The 17,143-nt window shown below is 53.9% G+C and carries 17 protein-coding genes; 11 read left to right on the top strand and 6 right to left on the bottom strand.

Going from position 1 to position 17,143, the window contains the following annotated elements; all coding sequences use genetic code 11:
• The first annotated feature begins 276 nt into the window (after window positions 1-276).
• Together mltA and tcdA are read left to right on the top strand one after the other, a co-directional pair.
• Window positions 277-1,425 (top strand): murein transglycosylase A, encoded by a 1,149-nt coding sequence (mltA, locus tag AC1MDE_RS24075; protein ID WP_480345147.1) that lies wholly within the window; start codon window positions 277-279, stop codon window positions 1,423-1,425.
• Window positions 1,426-1,557: 132 nt separating this feature from the next.
• Window positions 1,558-2,364 carry a tRNA cyclic N6-threonylcarbamoyladenosine(37) synthase TcdA gene (tcdA, locus tag AC1MDE_RS24070; RefSeq protein WP_034823088.1) on the top strand — a complete coding sequence of 269 codons (807 nt, stop codon included), beginning with the start codon at window positions 1,558-1,560 and terminating at the stop codon, window positions 2,362-2,364.
• Here the strand turns inward: tcdA and csdE are convergent.
• Both csdE and csdA read right to left on the bottom strand, forming a co-directional pair.
• Window positions 2,352-2,801, bottom strand: coding sequence for a cysteine desulfurase sulfur acceptor subunit CsdE (gene csdE / locus AC1MDE_RS24065; RefSeq protein ID WP_097117983.1), 450 nt, complete (start codon window positions 2,799-2,801; stop codon window positions 2,352-2,354). The two genes, tcdA and csdE, sit on opposite strands and share 13 nt — an antisense overlap.
• Window positions 2,802-2,805: 4 nt before the next feature.
• On the bottom strand, window positions 2,806-4,011 hold the full coding sequence (gene csdA, locus AC1MDE_RS24060; protein WP_479401599.1) for a cysteine desulfurase CsdA: 1,206 nt from the start codon (window positions 4,009-4,011) through the stop codon (window positions 2,806-2,808).
• Window positions 4,012-4,219: 208 nt separating this feature from the next.
• Between csdA and AC1MDE_RS24055 the strand changes: the two genes are divergently transcribed.
• From AC1MDE_RS24055 to rlmM, 4 genes are all read left to right on the top strand, one after another.
• Entirely contained in the window at window positions 4,220-4,444 is a 225-nt protein-coding gene (locus AC1MDE_RS24055; protein WP_034823084.1) for a YgdI/YgdR family lipoprotein, read from the top strand.
• Between the two features lie 408 nt (window positions 4,445-4,852).
• Window positions 4,853-5,770, top strand: a complete 918-nt coding sequence (locus AC1MDE_RS24050) for a transcriptional regulator GcvA (protein WP_045816412.1) — start codon at window positions 4,853-4,855, stop codon at window positions 5,768-5,770.
• Window positions 5,771-5,820: 50 nt separating this feature from the next.
• On the top strand, window positions 5,821-6,216 hold the full coding sequence (locus AC1MDE_RS24045; protein WP_034823080.1) for a DUF423 domain-containing protein: 396 nt from the start codon (window positions 5,821-5,823) through the stop codon (window positions 6,214-6,216).
• The gene (gene rlmM / locus AC1MDE_RS24040) at window positions 6,209-7,309 is read left to right on the top strand and encodes a 23S rRNA (cytidine(2498)-2'-O)-methyltransferase RlmM (protein WP_097117981.1); all 1,101 of its coding nucleotides are present in this window, start codon (window positions 6,209-6,211) and stop codon (window positions 7,307-7,309) included. The genes AC1MDE_RS24045 and rlmM overlap by 8 nt, the downstream gene beginning before the upstream one ends.
• Window positions 7,310-7,663: 354 nt before the next feature.
• Here rlmM and xni read toward each other — a convergent pair whose 3' ends face one another.
• The 3 genes from xni to queF form a co-directional block, all read right to left on the bottom strand.
• A complete protein-coding gene (gene xni / locus AC1MDE_RS24035; protein WP_058961520.1) occupies window positions 7,664-8,419 on the bottom strand; it encodes a flap endonuclease Xni in 756 nt (251 codons plus the stop codon).
• 38 nt (window positions 8,420-8,457) lie between these two features.
• Complete coding sequence (gene ppnN / locus AC1MDE_RS24030; protein WP_058961519.1) at window positions 8,458-9,813, bottom strand: nucleotide 5'-monophosphate nucleosidase PpnN; 1,356 nt, start codon at window positions 9,811-9,813, stop codon at window positions 8,458-8,460.
• A gap of 186 nt (window positions 9,814-9,999) precedes the next feature.
• Window positions 10,000-10,845 carry an NADPH-dependent 7-cyano-7-deazaguanine reductase QueF gene (gene queF, locus AC1MDE_RS24025; protein ID WP_160833100.1) on the bottom strand — a complete coding sequence of 282 codons (846 nt, stop codon included), beginning with the start codon at window positions 10,843-10,845 and terminating at the stop codon, window positions 10,000-10,002.
• 62 nt (window positions 10,846-10,907) lie between these two features.
• Here queF and syd point away from each other — a divergent pair, with 62 nt between their 5' ends.
• The 4 genes from syd to AC1MDE_RS24005 all read left to right on the top strand — a co-directional run bounded on the left by syd (window position 10,908) and on the right by AC1MDE_RS24005 (window position 13,610).
• A complete protein-coding gene (syd, locus tag AC1MDE_RS24020) occupies window positions 10,908-11,456 on the top strand; it encodes a SecY-interacting protein (protein ID WP_058961517.1) in 549 nt (182 codons plus the stop codon).
• 589 nt (window positions 11,457-12,045) lie between these two features.
• Window positions 12,046-12,372, top strand: a complete 327-nt coding sequence (locus AC1MDE_RS24015) for a YqcC family protein (RefSeq protein WP_058961516.1) — start codon at window positions 12,046-12,048, stop codon at window positions 12,370-12,372.
• On the top strand, window positions 12,372-13,151 hold the full coding sequence (truC, locus tag AC1MDE_RS24010; RefSeq protein WP_058961515.1) for a tRNA pseudouridine(65) synthase TruC: 780 nt from the start codon (window positions 12,372-12,374) through the stop codon (window positions 13,149-13,151). The genes AC1MDE_RS24015 and truC overlap by 1 nt, the downstream gene beginning before the upstream one ends.
• Before the next feature lie 12 nt (window positions 13,152-13,163).
• Window positions 13,164-13,610, top strand: a complete 447-nt coding sequence (locus AC1MDE_RS24005; RefSeq protein ID WP_058961514.1) for a flavodoxin — start codon at window positions 13,164-13,166, stop codon at window positions 13,608-13,610.
• A gap of 118 nt (window positions 13,611-13,728) precedes the next feature.
• Here AC1MDE_RS24005 and garD read toward each other — a convergent pair whose 3' ends face one another.
• Window positions 13,729-15,288 (bottom strand): galactarate dehydratase, encoded by a 1,560-nt coding sequence (garD, locus tag AC1MDE_RS24000; protein WP_479414366.1) that lies wholly within the window; start codon window positions 15,286-15,288, stop codon window positions 13,729-13,731.
• A gap of 506 nt (window positions 15,289-15,794) precedes the next feature.
• Between garD and AC1MDE_RS23995 the strand changes: the two genes are divergently transcribed.
• Window positions 15,795-17,141, top strand: a complete 1,347-nt coding sequence (locus AC1MDE_RS23995; RefSeq protein ID WP_058961512.1) for an MFS transporter — start codon at window positions 15,795-15,797, stop codon at window positions 17,139-17,141.
• Window positions 17,142-17,143: the final 2 nt, after the last annotated feature.

The following is a 17,143-nucleotide window of genomic DNA, read 5'->3' as shown; positions in this document are numbered from 1 at the left end:
GCGGGGGCCGGATTCGAACCGACGACCTTCGGGTTATGAGCCCGACGAGCTACCAGGCTGCTCCACCCCGCGTCCGTGGATGCGCACTATACTCTCGACGCGCGGCGATGCAACCCCTTTTTGTGTTAAAGCCTTAAATTTACAGCCAGTTGGTGATTAATAGTGCCATTGGGCGATTAATTGTACAGATGTGAGCGCGGTAACTCGTGGCGGATTTCATTCTCTCTGCCCCTTTGCTATCGTCGCGGTGCAAACAACCGAGAAAAAGAGAAAGTGATGAAAGGACATTGGGCGAAGTATGCACTTACTGGCGCGTTTCTCGCGCTGTTAGCAGGCTGTAGTTCTAAACCGACTGACCGTGGTCAGCAATATATTGATGGCAAGCTGGAGCAACCGCTTGGGCTGGTCAATGAACCGAATGCCAAAGGGCGCCCGGTGAATGGCAGAGATTTTGGTGTGCAGATTCAGCAGATTCAGAGTGCCTCCAGCGGCTTATACAGCCGCAACACTGGCACTTACAGCGCTATTCAGAACTGGCTGCTCTCCGGTGCCGATACCCGTCAGTTGAGTAAGTTTGGACTTAACGCTTATCAGATGGAGGGCACCGATAATTACGGTAACGTGCAGTTTACTGGCTACTACACCCCTGTGGTGGAAGCGCGCTACACGCGTCAGGGTGAGTTCCAGTATCCCATTTATCGCATGCCACCGCGCACGCGCGGTCAGAAGCTGCCGAGCCGTGCTTCTATATATAGTGGCGGACTTGACGATCGTTACGTGATTGCCTGGAGCAACTCGCTGATCGACAACTTTATGATGGACGTGCAGGGTAGCGGCTACGTTGATTTCGGCGACGGTCGCCCGCTGCGCTTCTTCGGCTACGGCGGCAAAAATGGCTGGGCCTATCACAGTATCGGCAAAGAACTGATCGATCGTGGTGAAGTGAAGCGCGAAGATATGTCGATGCAGGCGATTCGCCAGTGGGCACAGGAACATACGCCGGATCAGGTGCGTGACGTGCTGGAAACCAACCAATCCTTCGTGTTCTTTAAGCCAGAAGAGTATGTGCCGGTGCGCGGTGCCAGCGCAGTGCCTTTGATTGCCAAAGCGTCAGTCGCATCCGATCGTTCATTGATTCCCGCAGGTACGGCGCTGTTAGCCGAAGTGCCGCAGTTGAACGAGAAGGGCAAATTTAACGGCAAGTATGAGATGCGCCTGATGGTGGCACTGGATGTGGGTGGGGCGATCAAAGGTCAGCACTTCGACATCTATCAGGGTGTGGGTCCAGATGCTGCGCATCTTGCCGGATTTTATAATCACTATGGCCGCGTTTGGGTGCTGAAAGCCGCGCCAGGTGCAGGACAGCCGCTGTTCAGCAATCCGCAAAATGGCAATAATGGTTCACTGATTATCGGGGCGAATTGATATTCTTCCCTGCGGCAAATCAGCGGGAGTATTCAGCTGATTTGCCATGGGTCGCCAGTCTTCGCGATCCAATGCGTCCATCACTGTTTCTGTAGGGTGCGTATTCATGCGCACCGCATCAAAAGGTTTGATATGAAAGTAGTCAGCGATGCCTGGCGGCAACGTTTTGGCGGTACGGCACGTCTGTATGGGGAAGAGGCGCTGCAGCGTTTTGCCGACGCCCATTTTTGTGTGATTGGTATCGGCGGTGTCGGTTCGTGGTCCGCCGAAGCGTTAGCGCGCACCGGGATTGGTAAAATCACGCTGATCGATATGGACGACGTCTGCATTACCAATACCAATCGCCAGATCCATGCCCTGCAAGGCAAAGTGGGACAGGCGAAAACCGAGGTGATGGCGGAGCGTATTCGTGCCATTAATCCTGAGTGCGAAGTGATCTGCATTGATGATTTCATCACGCCGGATAACACCGCTGAAATGCTGTCAGCCGGTTTTGATTACGTGATTGATGCGATCGACAGTGTGCGCCCGAAAGCCGCGCTGATTGCCTGGTGTCGTCGTAACAAAATCCCGCTGATCACTACCGGCGGTGCGGGCGGGCAAATCGATCCGACGCAGATTCAGGTCAGCGATTTAGCCAAAACTATTCAGGATCCGCTGGCGGCAAAACTGCGTGAGCGCTTGAAAGGCGACTTTGGTGTGGTGAAGAACAGCAAAGGCAAGTTAGGGATTGATTGCGTGTTTTCCACTGAGGCGCTGGTTTATCCTCAGCTGGATGGCAGTGTTTGTACTTCCAAAAGCACCGCAGAAGGCCCGAAACGTATGGATTGTGCGGCGGGCTTCGGTGCGGCCACCATGGTGACCGCCACTTTCGGGTTTATCGCGGTGTCGCACGCGTTGAAGAAATTCCTCGCACGCGCGGCGCGTCAGGCTGCTTGATGCGCGCGCGCGTGGCGCTGCACTGCATCTGCCAACGCTTTTAAGCCACTGCTGCGTGAGGCGCTAAGCTGCGCACGCAGGCCTAAAGTATCAAACAACGCCAGCGGATCTTGTGCTAACAGATCGGCTGGCGTTTTGCCTTCCACCGCCGTCAACAGCACCGCCAGCAAACCGCGCACGATGCGGCCTTCACTGTCGCCGTAAAAGTGAAGTTTGCCGTTGGGTAGCCGTTGGCTGCTCAGCCAGACACGATTTTCGCAACCGCTCAGCTCAATCTCTGCCGTCTTCACGTCATCTTCCAGAGCGGGTAACTGGCGGCTGAGCTGGATCAGCTGGCGATAGCGATCTTCCCACTGATGAAAATGGGAAAATTTTTCGGTCAGGCTGGCTTCAGTAATCACATCGCCAAACGGATGTGGGCCGATCAGGGTGGTCATAACGTTATTCACTCAACAGGTCTACGGCATGATGCATGGCGCGCACCAGCGCATCCACGTCCTGCAAATTATTATAGGGGGCGAATGATACGCGCAGGGTGCCGCTAACACCCAGTGCCGCCATTAATGGCTGTGCACAGTGCTGTCCGGCACGCAGCGCAATATCCTGCTCTGCCAGCAGAGTGACAATATCGCTGTGATGAATGTCCGCGATATCAAACGCCAGCAAACTGGCATTACCACAACGGAAACTGCGAAAGCCGGGAATCTCGCCTAATTGCTCTTCGGCGAGGCTGGCCAGTTGCTGGCTCCACATCTCTGCTTTTTCAGCGTGGTGATGCGACAGCCATTCCAGCGCCGCGCTCAGGCCCACCACGCCCGCGACATTGGGCGTGCCGGCTTCAAATCGCCACGGTACCGCCTGCTGCGTGAAGCCATTAAAGTCGACGTGCGTTAACATCTTGCCGCCGCCTTGCCACGCATCCATCTCTTCCAGCAGCTCGGCTTTGCCGTACAGCGCACCAATCCCCATTGGGCCATACAGCTTGTGCGCGGAGAAGGCGTAAAAGTCGATGTCCAGCGCCTGAACGCTGGGGGGCGCGTGCACCACGCCCTGTGCGCCATCTACCATCACTTTGGCGCCAACATGATGTGCCAGGGTAATCGCCTGTGCCAGATCCGGACAGCCACCGGTGACATTCGACATCTGCCCAATCGCCAGCAGCTTAGTGCGTGCGTTTAGCAAATCAGGCAGTAGACGAATATCGGGCAGACGATCCGCGCCAATCGGCCATTTCACCACTTTCGCGCCTGCGGCTTGTGCCACCTTTAACCACGGCACCAGATTGGCGTGATGCTCGGCTTCGCTGACTACGATTTCATCGCCAGGTTGTAAGCGCGGTGCCAGCCAGCTGTGCGCCACCAGATTGATGGCCTCCGTGGTGCCACGCGTCCAGACAATCTGACGGTCATCGCCCGCGTGCAGCCATTTGGCCACCCGGCCGCGCGCCTGTTCATACTTCTCTGTCAGGTCGCGTGCTGATTTGAACTGGCTGCGATGCACGGTGCCTGCGCTCAAGCTATAGAACTGCGATGTGGCGTCGATCACAGCCTGAGGCTTCAGGGCAGTGGCTGCGCTATCAAGATAAACGCCCGCATCGCTTAATGCCGGAAACTGCGCACGGAAGGCGGTTGGGGAGAAGATGGTCATACGAAACCCACTGTATTCAATTTTAGGACCAGGCTGAAACCCGGCCGATTCGCTGGCAAAGCTGGAAAAGCGCGTTATGCTATTTATTGCAAGGTTTGAACCGCAACCCGCATAACGAATCGACCTTTACCAGTCGATTTCACTTTTTGCTGACTCTGGTCAGCGCTTGCGGGTGGTTTAATGCAATCAATCTGCAAGGAGATAGAAGATGAAAAAACTCGCCGCAGTGCTGGCCGTGTGTACCATGGCCTTTACCCTGGCTGCTTGTTCCAGCAATTATGTCATGCATACCAATGATGGTCGCACCATTGTAGCGGACGGGAAACCGAAAGTTGACGATGAAACCGGTATGATCAGTTATAAAGATGCCAATGGCAACGAGCAGCAGATCAATCGTACAGATGTGAAAGAGATGGTTGAGATGGGGCAGTAAGCAGCAAGCCAAAAATTTCCCGGAGAAATTTTTACGTCGCTTCAGTGACGGCCCGAAAGGGGTACACAGGGATGTGTAGGACAAAAAAAAGCACCGCAATTTGCGGTGCTGCATAAAATCACTTGGACAGACAGGGTAAATCTACAGGAATTAAAAGCTTGATCTGCAATCGTCAGATCAAAATGCAAACACAACATCACGACCACAAGCCAAAAGCTCTCCAAAAGTCTGCGATCTCTCGCACGTTTCCAGAAATCTTTTCGTTCCGGCTCAGGAAGTGCGGCAACTATAGGTATTTGCTGGAGCTTCCTCAACGGACAAATTATAATGTCTCGGATTAAAATAACTAATACGTAACGACCTTGTATAAGTCGGACTGTTACCTTGTGAATCCGCTGATGGAAAACCATGTCTAAACGCCTTCCACCGCTTAATGCTTTACGCGTCTTCGATGCTGCAGCCCGCCATTTAAGCTTTACTAAAGCCGCTGAAGAGCTGTTTGTCACCCAGGCAGCTGTTAGCCACCAGATTAAATCTCTGGAAGATTTCCTCGGTCTTAAGCTATTTCGACGGAGGAATCGTTCGCTTTTACTGACAGAAGAAGGTCAAAGCTACTATCTGGATATTAAAGAGATCTTCTCGGCTATCAACGATGCGACGCGTAAACTTCAGGCGCGCAGCGCGAAGGGTGCCTTAACCGTCAGTCTGTTGCCCAGCTTTGCCATTCAATGGCTGGTACCCCGTCTTTCCAGCTTTAATATGGCTTATCCGGGCATCGATGTGCGTATTCAGGCGGTGGACCGTGATGAAGAGAAACTGGCCGATGATGTTGATGTGGCGATTTTCTATGGGCGCGGTAACTGGCCGGGTCTGCGGGTTGAGAAACTGTATGCCGAATATTTGCTGCCGGTCTGCTCGCCCATGTTTCTGACTGGCGACCATCCGCTTAAAACGCCCGCCGATCTGGCACACTTTACGCTGCTGCATGATGCTTCGCGCCGCGACTGGCAATCCTATATCCGTCAGCTAGGATTGCAGCACATTAATGTGCAGCAGGGGCCGATCTTCAGCCATAGCGCGATGGTGCTGCAGGCGGCGATTCACGGCCAGGGCGTGGCGCTGGCTAATAATGTGATGGCGCAGAGTGAAATTGAAGCTGGACGGCTGGTCTGTCCATTTAATGACGTGTTAGTCAGTAAAAACGCTTTTTATCTGGTTTGTCATGACAGCCAGGCAGAACTGGGTAAAATAGCCGCCTTTCGTCAGTGGATCCTGGAAAAAGCCGCAGCTGAACAAGAAAAATTCCGCTTTCGCTACGATCACTAACGCGTTGAGTGCTGCACAGTGATGTGCAGTGTCATCCTGAGGAACAATGAATGTCCAGTCGTGCCATGTTTGTGTTTGCCGCCATCAGCGGATTTCTGCTGGTGGCCTTTGGTGCTTTTGGGGCACACGTGCTGAGCAAATCGCTCGGCCCGGCCGAAATGGCGTGGATCCATACCGGTCTTGAATATCAGGCCTATCACACATTGGCGGTGATTGGTTTGGGTGCGGCCATGCTGCGTCGCGCCAATATCTGGTTTTACTGGAGCAGCGCTGCGCTGGCGCTTGGCACCGTGTTGTTCAGTGGCAGCCTGTATTGTTTAGCGTTGTCGCACTTGAAGTTTTGGGTTTTTGTTACGCCAGTGGGAGGGTTGTTCTTCCTGATTGGCTGGTTCTTGATGTTGATTGGCGCATTGCGTCTTAAACGAAAGGCGGATCGCCATGAATAAAGTTTTACTCTATTGCCGTCCTGGCTTTGAGAAAGAGTGTGCGGCAGAGATCAGCGCCAAAGCCGCTGAACGTGAAGTTTACGGTTTTGCCCGTGTCAAAGATGATTCTGGTTACGTGCTCTATGAGTGCTATCAGCAGGAAGATGCTGAAAAGCTGATTCAAACGCTGCCGTTTGCCGAGCTGATTTTTGCCCGTCAGATGCTGGTGGTGGGCGAACTGCTGCGCGATTTGCCGCCAGAAGATCGTATTACCCCGATTGTCGGCATGCTAACCGGTGTGGTGGAGAAGGGCGGCGAGCTGCGTGTCGAAGTGCCGGATACCAATGAAGCGAAAGAACTGACCAGGTTCTGTCGTAAGTTAACCGTACCGCTGCGCGCCAGCCTGCGTGAGAGCAAAATCCTGCTCAACTACGAATCGCCGAAACGCCCGGTGGTGCATGTGTTCTTTATTGCACCGGGTACCTGCTATGTCGGTTACTCGCTGCCAGAGAACAACTCACCATTCTATATGGGCATCCCGCGCCTCAAGTTCCCGTCGGATGCGCCAAGCCGTTCAACGCTGAAGCTGGAAGAGGCGTTTCACGTCTTCATCCCGGCCGATGAGTGGGATGAGCGCCTGGGCAGCGGCATGTATGCCGTGGATCTTGGCGCGTGTCCTGGCGGCTGGACCTATCAGCTGGTTAAACGCAGCATGTGGGTGTACGCCGTAGATAACGGCCCGATGGCGCCCAGCCTCATGGATACCGGGCAAGTCACGCACTGCCGTGAAGACGGTTTCAAATACCGCCCATCGCGCAATAACATTAGTTGGCTGGTGTGTGACATGGTGGAAAAACCCGTTCGCGTCGCCAGTTTGATGACGGAGTGGCTGGTCAACGGCTGGTGCCGTGAGGCGATTTTCAACCTCAAGCTGCCGATGAAAAAGCGTTATGAAGAAGTGACGCAAAATCTGGCCATGATGGATGCGGCATTGAAAGAGAAGGGCGTGAATGCCCAGATTCAGGCGCGCCAGCTGTATCACGATCGGGAAGAGATTACTGTACATGTGCGCCGGCTTTGGGCGGCTGTAGGCGGCCGTCGCGACGAACGCTAAATTTCCCGTCATACTTCGCGCCACAGGTGCGTTGGCTACGTTTATACGCCCCAGTCACATACTGATGTATGTCTCTGGGGACTTAATAAACTTGCCGATCCTGCTTCATACTTTGCACTACAGCGGCGTTGGCTGCGCTTGTTCGCCCCGGTCACATACTGGCGTATGCTCCCGGGGATTCACGCACTTGCCGCCTTGCTGTAGCACAAATTATTTCGCAGGATCTCTCGGGTTAAGTTCGTCGCAGTGCAATTTTTTGCACCTATCACCTATCACCTATCACCTATCACCTATCACCTATCACCTATCAAGAGATTCGCGTGTTTATGTGGCAGAGGGCGCTGCACCTGCCATTCACGGCTTATACCGCAAGGTATTTAAATTCCCCTGCAGAACCAAATCGCGTTTTAACGTTGAGACCTGGCGGCAAATCTCTGCTATCTGCTGGTGATCGCGCAATTTCTTTTGCCACTTTTCCGGAACCTGATCGAACTGCTGATAAAGAGCTTCCAGGGTGCCGAACTGCGTGAGTAAATCGCGGGCGCTTTTGGGACCGATGCCGGTAACGCCGGGGATTTTGCTGCTGCTAATGCCGCACAGTCCCCAGTAATCGGGTAATTGCGCGGGCGTGACGCCAAACTCGTGCTCAATGAAAGGCACGTCCAGCCAGCGTTTCTGGAAATAATCACGGATGCGGATATTCGGCGCTAAAAGCTGGCAATAACCTTTGTCGGTGGAGACGATAGTTGCCTGATGTCCGGCATCGGCCATTTTCACCGCCAGCGTGGCAGCGAGATCGTCAGCTTCATCGAGATCGGCGACCCAGCAACGCACGCCGACAGCCTCAAAGGCCTGCTGGATAACGGGCATCTCCGTCTGCAAATCATCCGGCATCGGTGGGCGGCCCGCTTTGTAATCGGGCAGCAGCTGATGCCGCCAGCCAGGATGACGATCGTGGCTATCGAATACCGCCACGACGTGCGTCGGTTGCGTGTGGCCTAAAAGCTGATGCAGCGCGGCAACGCAGGCTTCGCGGCAGGGCGTGCCTTGCACGGCATGCAAACGGCGGATCAGGTTCAGCGCATCAATAATCAGAAGATGAAACGACATAGTGATAATGGCAGCCCGCAGGCTGCCTTCCTGATGGGTTATTTAATGATTTCGTAGCAGGGGATGTAGGCGCTGCCTGGTAACTTCATACGCTGCTGGGCGACGAAGCCCTGCAGCAGTTCATCCATGCGAAGCATAATGTCGGCGTCGCCGTGCAGTTTGTAAGGCCCCTTCTCGCGGATTTCGCGAATGCCGACCTCCTTAACGTTGCCGGCAACAATACCAGAGAAAGCGCGACGCAAATCAGCAGCCAGTTTTTCTGCTGGCTGGTTCGGGAACAGCTTCAAGTTAGCCATGTTTTCGTGCGTCGGTACAAACGGTACCTGCAACTCTGGCGCGATGCGAATCGACCAGTTAAAGCTGTAGGCATCGCCAGTTTCGCGGCGATACTCTTTCACCTGCGGCATGGCTTTCTTCATCAGGCGCGCCACTTCAGCAGCATCATCAATGATGATCTTGTAGTGCTTACGCGCGGTTTCACCCAGCGTATTAACAATGAAATCATCCAGAACGCGGAAGTAGTCGGCGCTCTCTTTCGGGCCGGTGAGAATCAGCGGCAGAACCTGATCGCTGTTGTGTGGATTCATCAGAATCCCCAACAGATACAGCAACTCTTCTGCGGTGCCAACACCACCCGGGAAGATCACGATGCCATGCGCAATACGCACAAACGCCTCAAGACGCTTTTCGATATCTGGCATGATGATCAGTTCATTCACCAGCGGATTTGGTGGCTCAGCCGCGATAATTGACGGTTCGGTCAGGCCAATGAAACGGCTGTCATGATAGCGCTGCTGGGCATGACCCACCGCGGCACCTTTCATCGGCGCTTCCATCACACCAGGCCCACAGCCGGTGCAGATGTTGAGTTCACGCAGGCCCATTTGCGTACCGACATTGCGGCAATACTGATACTCCACCGCGTTAATCGAGTGACCCCCCCAGCACACCACGGTGTTGGGATATTCGCCAATATGCAGCGCACGTGCGTTACGCAGAATCGAAAACACCTGATTCGTGATGTGAGCGGAATCATCAGCGTTTTTCTGATCGCTGCGCTCAAGCTGTCCATTCACAAACAGAATATCGCGCAACACGGCAAACAGGTTGGCCTGCAATGAGCGGATAATACGGCCATCAACAAAGGCTTCTTCCGGAGGATTAATCAGTTCGAGTTTGACGCCGCGTTCACGGCGCAGCACGTTGATGTCGAAATTTTCAAAACGGGAGAGCAGTTCCTGACTACTGTCGGTCTGGCTGCCGGAGTTGAGCACCGCGAGTGAGCAGTTGCGAAAAAGCTGGTAAAGGTCGCTGCTGGCCGTTTGCTTCAGCATGTCGACTTCCAACTGGGAGAGCAGATCCATTGAGCCAAGCGGGCTGATATGTGTAATCAAGAGAACTCCTTTACACGCAAATGCGTGGCGGGTGACGCTGCGCTTAACTTGCTGAACGCAGTGACGAAAATCCTTCGGGACGCAGGTTTAGACCTTAGCGCCTTTGACAGAGTAACGTTGTCCGCAGTGAATGCTCAAGTGGAACCGCGCATCCGTGCTGCGGCCTGCGAGGCGTCTCGCAATCTGTTACTGACGGACCAGGCGGGAAAACCCTGGAGAGAAGGGGACGTTGCTGCGCCACGGATTAATATCCAGTCCACCACGGCGCGTATAACGTGCATATACAGTCAGGGCTTCTGGTCGGCAAAAGCGTTGAATGTCGTTGAAAATGCGCTCAACACACTGTTCATGGAATTCATTGTGCTGACGGAATGAGATCAGGTAACGCAGCAGGGCTTCACGATCGATACGTGGGCCTTTGTAGCGAATCATCACAGAGCCCCAATCGGGCTGATGGGTGATCAGACAGTTGGATTTCAGCAAATGGCTCACCAGCGTTTCTTCCACAACTTCACTGCCCGCAGCCTGCACTAAATAATCGGCGTTAAAAGCATAGTCGTGAATCTCGATATCCTGCTCGTCAATGACATCGCCATTGAAATGGCCGATCGGCTGTCCTTCCACTTCGCCCAGACGGAACAGCGCCACGCTGACCTCGCCATTGGCGCAGGCGCGCAAATCGCGCTCGAGTGTCTGGCGCACTTCGCCCCAGTCAGCGAAACGCGTCTGGTTAAAACTGTTAAGATAGAGCTTAAAGCTCTTGGACTCGATCAGGTTTTCGCTGTCCGCGCGCAGTACCACTTCGCCTACCGCCACCTGCGGCACGCCTTTGCTGTTGAGCCAGGAGAGTTCGTACAGCGTCCAGATATCTGCGCCCTGGAACGGCAGATTATCCGGGTAGAGCCCCAGCGGTTCGCGATTCAGGCTGCGCGGCACCGATTGCAGCAGCGTGTTATCGTAGCGATCAACATAAGCCGTGGGCTTACCTAACGTCAGGCCGCTTAACGCCTGATCGCGGTTTTCAGAAGACATATCGGTTACCACTAAATTCCATCAAAGTGGCTAAGTGTAACCGATCACAAGCGAGAAGAAGAATGATGCAGCAAACCGCAGATGCCCTGCGTGAGTTTACCGCCCGTTATGTGCAACATTGGCAGCAGCAGGCTGGACATCTGCCCGCCAGTTCGGATCTGCTGGGTGTGCCATCCCCTTGTATTGTCAGCACGCTGGATGATTGTGTGCTGTGGCAACCACAGCCCTTCACCTTGCCAGCCACGCTGGAAGCCGTCGAGCGGGCACTGGATATTCAGTTGCAATCGGAAATCAGTGCTTTTTACACCTCGCAGTTTGCCGGCGATATGACCGCAACCTTTCAACAGCAGCCGATAACGTTGTTACAGGTGTGGAGCGAATCAGACTTTACCCGCTTGCAGGAGAATCTGATTGGCCATCTGGTCATGAAGCGCCGCTTAAAACAGAGTCCAACATTATTTATTGCGACTACTGAATCGGAGCAGGATGTGATTGCTCTGTGTAATCTTTCCGGTGAAGTGATTCTGGAACAGCCTGGTAGTAAAAAGCGTCAGGTGCTGGCGGCAAGCATTCAGACATTTCTTAATGATTTACAACCGGTTAAAGCCTGATTAGCAGATTTCACAGGTTAGGTTTGTAAGAGATCTCTCACATCAGGTGTGAGAGATCGCTAGATCATCTTGCAGCTATCCGGAAAACAAAGATGTAAAAATATTGTGAATCATAAGCTTATGGCATCACTCTTAAAATTAGTAGTGTGAGAAATCTATTAACGCGTCTTACTAACTTGTTATTACGATGGTTTCTGACAGAATAGTCACCACTGGCAGGATGCTGGGGATAAAGAGACGTTCAGGAGAATGTCAGCCAGGAGGCAGGAACGTAACGGAGTTTACGGCACATGGAAGGCTTCAGGATGAAGCAGGACACTCAGGATTGAGTCAGGGACACCTCCAGGACGGAGAATGAGAGCCACGTGGATGGTGGTGGGCCAGGATGCTAAGGATAACTGTCACGATGACAGGCAATGGAAAGCAGAGGACAAGTTGTCATGGATGAGCAGGGAGCACAGCGGTGGCGGGAATGCTGCGAACGAAACCGGGAGCACTGTAATCACAGTGCTCCCTTTTTTTATGCCTTTTTTGCACGTTGAACGACTAATGGTATGCTTGCCGCCCAATTTTTCTCTGGAGGTGGCGTATGTCGTCGCAAATGATTATTCAACAGCTGCAGCAGATCGAAGCGGTGATGCGCGAACACGGCCACTGGCAGACGCAATCCCCTGAGCCGGCAGCCTTCGCCAGCACCGAGCCTTTTTGCCTCAATACCATGGAGCCGCTGGAGTGGCTGCAGTGGGTACTCATCCCACGTTTCCATGCGTTAATCGAAGCCGGAGTGCCGCTTCCGCAAAATTTCTCTGTCACGCCTTACTATGAAGTGGCGTTACCTGCCACCACACCCGGCCATGCGGTCCTGTTGCTGACATTAGGCCAGTTTGATGCGCTTTTTCAGGACCCGACCTCTTAATGCTGGAAATCCTTTATCAAGATGAATGGCTGGTCGCCGTCAATAAACCGTCTGGTTGGCTGGTGCATCGTAGCTGGCTCGATCGCGACGAAAAAGTGGTGGTGATGCAAACGGTACGCGATCAAATTGGTCAGCACGTATTTACCGTGCATCGCCTCGATCGTCCCACCTCCGGCGTACTGTTAATGGCGCTCTCCAGCGAAGTGGCGCATTTGCTGTCACAGCAGTTCGAGCAGCATAAAATGCAGAAGACCTATCACGCAGTGGTGCGCGGTTGGCTGGATGGCAGCGCGACGCTCGATTATCCGTTGGTCGAAGAGCTGGATAAGATCGCCGATAAGTTCGCCACTCAGGAACGTACTGCACAGGAAGCCGTCACCGACTATCGCTCACTGGCGCAGGTCGAAATGCCTGTGGCGATCAGCCGTTACGACAGCGCGCGTTATACCCTGGTGGAGATGTCGCCGCATACCGGCCGCAAACATCAGCTGCGTCGTCATATGGTGCATCTACGTCATCCAATTATTGGTGACAGCGCCCATGGTGATTTGCGGCAGAACCGGGGTGCAGCAGAGCACTTTGGTATGAATCGATTGATGCTGCATGCCAGTGCGCTGAGTCTGACGCATCCGGTCACCGGAGAACCTCTGGTGATTCGCGCCGGGCTTGATCGCGTCTGGCAAGGCATGCTGCAACAGTTTGGCTGGCAGGATCAGATCCCTGAGGTTCCCAGGGTTGAGTTTGCCGACGAGGCAGTCCAGGATAAGCCAACAGAATAAAGGAGCGGCAAGATGGCAAAGATTGGCATTTTTACAGGTACGGTTTACGGCAATGCATTGCTGGTGGCGGAAGAAGCGCAGCCGGTACTGGAAGCGCAGGGCCACGAAGTGAAAGTTTTTGAGGATGCGTCACTGGCGGATTGGCAGGCTTACAGCAAGGAGGTCATTCTGATTGTCACCTCCACCACCGGCCAGGGCGACTTCCCGGACAATATTGCCCGCTTGTATGTGCAGATACGCGATGAAGTGGGTTATCAACCAGAGCTTCGCTACGGCGTGATTGCATTGGGTGATAGCAGCTACGATAACTTCTGCGGTGCAGGAAAAACCTTTGATGCCACCTTGCAGGAGCAGAGCGCCAAACGCATCGGTGATGTGCTGCTGGTAGATGCCACTGAAGATCCAGAGCCTGAGTCAGTGACCACGCCGTGGGTTGAGAGCTGGGGTAAGCTGCTTTAATTCTGCCTTCGCTTCATCTTTGGCAAGCGGTAATCTGAACGGCCTGAAAATAAGATGATGATGTTTCAGGCGCGCCAGATTGCACTCTCTCCCTTGTTGGGAGAGGGTGAGATCGCACTCAGGTCACCGGCGCCGGATTAAACACCGCCAGCTGATTGCGAATGCCCCAGCGATCAGACCAGGTTTGTTTGCGACCACTGGCAATCTCCAGTATCAACTCAAACAACCGCCAGCCCACCTGCTCGATACTCTCTTCACCCGTCGCAATGGTGCCTGCATTAATATCCATCAAATCGTGCCAGCGCTCCGCCAGCGCATTGCGCGTCGCCATTTTAATCACCGGAATCGCAGCCAAACCGTAGGGTGTGCCGCGCCCAGTAGTAAACACCTGCAAGGTAATACCTGACGCCATCTGCTGGGTGCCGCAGACAAAATCACTGGCCGGTGTCGCCGCGTAGATTAAACCGCGTTGAGTCGGGCGCTGCCCGGGTGACAGCACTTCTACAATCGGACTGCGTCCTGATTTGGCAATCGATCCCAGCGCTTTCTCCACCACGTTCGCCAGCCCGCCTTTCTTATTACCTGGCGAGGGATTGGCGCTGCGGTCGGTTTGGCCCTGGCTAAGATAATCGTCATACCACGCCATCTCTTCCAGTAGGCGTTTACCCACATTTTCATCGACCACGCGCGGCGTCAGCAGATGTATTGCATCGCGTACTTCGGTGACCTCGGAGAACATCACGGTGGCGCCGCAGCGCACCAGCAAATCAGAAGCAAAGCCGACTGCCGGATTGGCCGTCACGCCGGAAAATGCATCGCTGCCGCCGCATTGCGTGCCAACCACCAGTTCTGATGCCGGGCATGTCTCGCGCTGGCGCAGGTTCAGTTTTCTCAGATGACGTTCGGCGACCTGAAGGATCTCATCCACCATCGCGCCGAAACCAACATGCCGTTCATCCTGCAAACGCACAATGTCATGATCATCCAGCGAGATGGCCTGCACATCCGGCGTGCCGGTCAGCAGACGCTCCGGCTGTAATTTCTCGCAGCCGAGACTGACGATCATCACTTCGCCCCCAAAATTGGGGTTCAGCGCGAGGTTATGGATAGTGCGGATCGGCACCACCGCAGCGGGCGCATTGATCGCCACACCACAGCCATAAAGATGATTCAGTGCCACTACGCCATCAACGTTGGGATAGCGTGGCAGCAGATCGCGCTCGATCATTTGCACCACGTAATCCACGACGCCAGCCACACAGTGCACGCTGGTGGTGATACCGAGCAGATTGCGTGTTCCTACGCTGCCATCGGCGTTGCGATAACCCTCAAAGGTATAACCCTCGAGCGGTGGCAGATCAGGGGGAACATTGTTCGCCAGCGGCAAACTGTTAAGCGGAGGCGCTTCGGGTAGCGCCACCAGCGATTCTTCAATCCAGCTGCCCTGTGCAATCGGGCGCAAGGCGGTGCCAATCACTTCGCCGTAGCGCAGGATGACGCCGTTTTCAGGAATATCCACCAGCGCTACTTTATGTCCTTGCGGCACGTGTTCGGTGAGCTGCAGGCCATCCTCAAAGCGGGTACCCGCAGGCAAACCCTGATTATTCACCACGATCGCCACGTTGTCGGCGTCGTGTACTTTTATATAAAGCGGTTTCTCTGTTAGCGGTCGGTTCATTGCTCACCTTCCAGTTCGTCGCGCTGTACATGGCAGCGCGTTGTAAATGCTTCCGTCACGTCATCATTTTTTGCCAGCCTCAGTATATGCAGGGGTATTGGCCTGCGCATTGTGCAACTGACTGGCTTTTTGGGGTTTTATTACCTGAGTTTGGTTCGTTTATCCAAATACAAGTGAACAGACTCACAAAGCGCGCGTTGGCTGGCTGCTTCTTAATCAATCTACGGGTGAAAAATCAGGTTCCGTGAGCTACGCCGCAGGGATATGTGCAATTGCCATAAAATCAGCATGAATCAATGTTCATCATCATGCGTTCTTCCAATGCCTCGTGGTTTGGCTGTTCCTATACTGATTCTCGTTCTTCAACGTTTGGTTATTCGTCACGACGCATCATCGTTTTGCCATAACAACAATCGCCGTGTTTAACCCGACATCATTCTGATACCCAACGCGATGTGTATGCAGTCAGAGTGAATGTAGCGTTCGCTATATTTCAGGAGTGCATCATGAATAGTTTCAGCCAGACAGCGGAAGCGGTGCAAAAACGCACCAACGCCCGTTACTGGATTGTGGTGATGTTATTTATCGTCACATCATTCAACTACGGTGACCGTGCAACCATTTCGATTGCCGGTTCCGCGATGTCTAAAGATATCGGCCTCGATTCGGTCGGTTTGGGCTATATCTTCTCCGCCTTCTCATGGGCTTACGTTATTGGACAAATACCTGGCGGCTGGCTGCTTGACCGCTTTGGCTCAAAACGCGTTTACTTCTGGAGTATTTTCCTCTGGTCGCTGTTTACCCTGCTGCAAGGCTTTGTTGACCTGTTCAGCGGCTTCGGCATCGTCGTTTCACTGTTCCTGCTGCGCTTTATGGTCGGTCTGGCAGAAGCGCCTTCCTTCCCGGGTAACAGCCGTATTGTTGCGGCCTGGTTCCCGGCACAAGAGCGCGGCACCGCCGTGGCAATCTTCAACTCGGCGCAGTATTTCGCCACGGTGATTTTTGCCCCGATTATGGGCTGGCTGGTGGCCGAAGTGGGCTGGGCGCATGTGTTCTGGTTTATGGGTGGGCTGGGCATCATCCTCAGCTTCGTCTGGCTGAAGTTCATGCACGATCCGAACAACCATCCGGGTGTGAACAAAGCTGAGCTGGAGTACATGGAGCAGGGCGGCGCGCTGATCAATATGGATGCCAAAAAGGCCGACCGCAAAGTGAGCTGGGATGAGAAGTGGTATCAAATCAAACAGCTGCTTTCGACCCGCATGATGTGGGGTATCTATCTCGGACAATATTGCGTTAACGCGCTGACCTACTTCTTTATTACCTGGTTCCCGGTATATCTGGTGCAGGCGCGCGGCATGTCGATTCTTAAAGCGGGGATGATCGCCTCGATTCCGGCCATCTGTGGCTTCCTCGGTGGTGTGTTAGGTGGCGTGATTTCCGATTATCTGATGCGCAAAACTGGCTCGCTGAACGTTGCACGTAAGACCCCCATCGTGGTTGGCATGCTGCTCTCTATCAGCATGGTGATGTGTAACTACACCGAAACTGAGTGGGTAGTGGTGCTCTTTATGGCGCTGGCGTTCTTCGGCAAAGGTATTGGTGCGCTGGGCTGGGCAGTGATGGCGGATACCGCACCGAAAGAGATCAGTGGATTGAGCGGTGGCTTGTTCAACATGTTCGGCAACTTCTCCGGCATCGTGACGCCGATTGCTATCGGTTACATCATCGCCGCTTCTGGCTCTTTCGAAGGTGCGCTGATTTATGTCGGGATCCACGCCTTCGTCGCTGCGTTTAGCTTCCTGTTCATCACGGGTGATATCAAACGTATTGAACTGAAACACCGAGCATAAGG

It is taken from the genome of Pantoea folii (assembly GCF_056678875.1).
The sequence above is the reverse complement of the archived record's forward strand: the minus strand, read 5'-3'. Positions and strand labels throughout refer to the sequence as shown.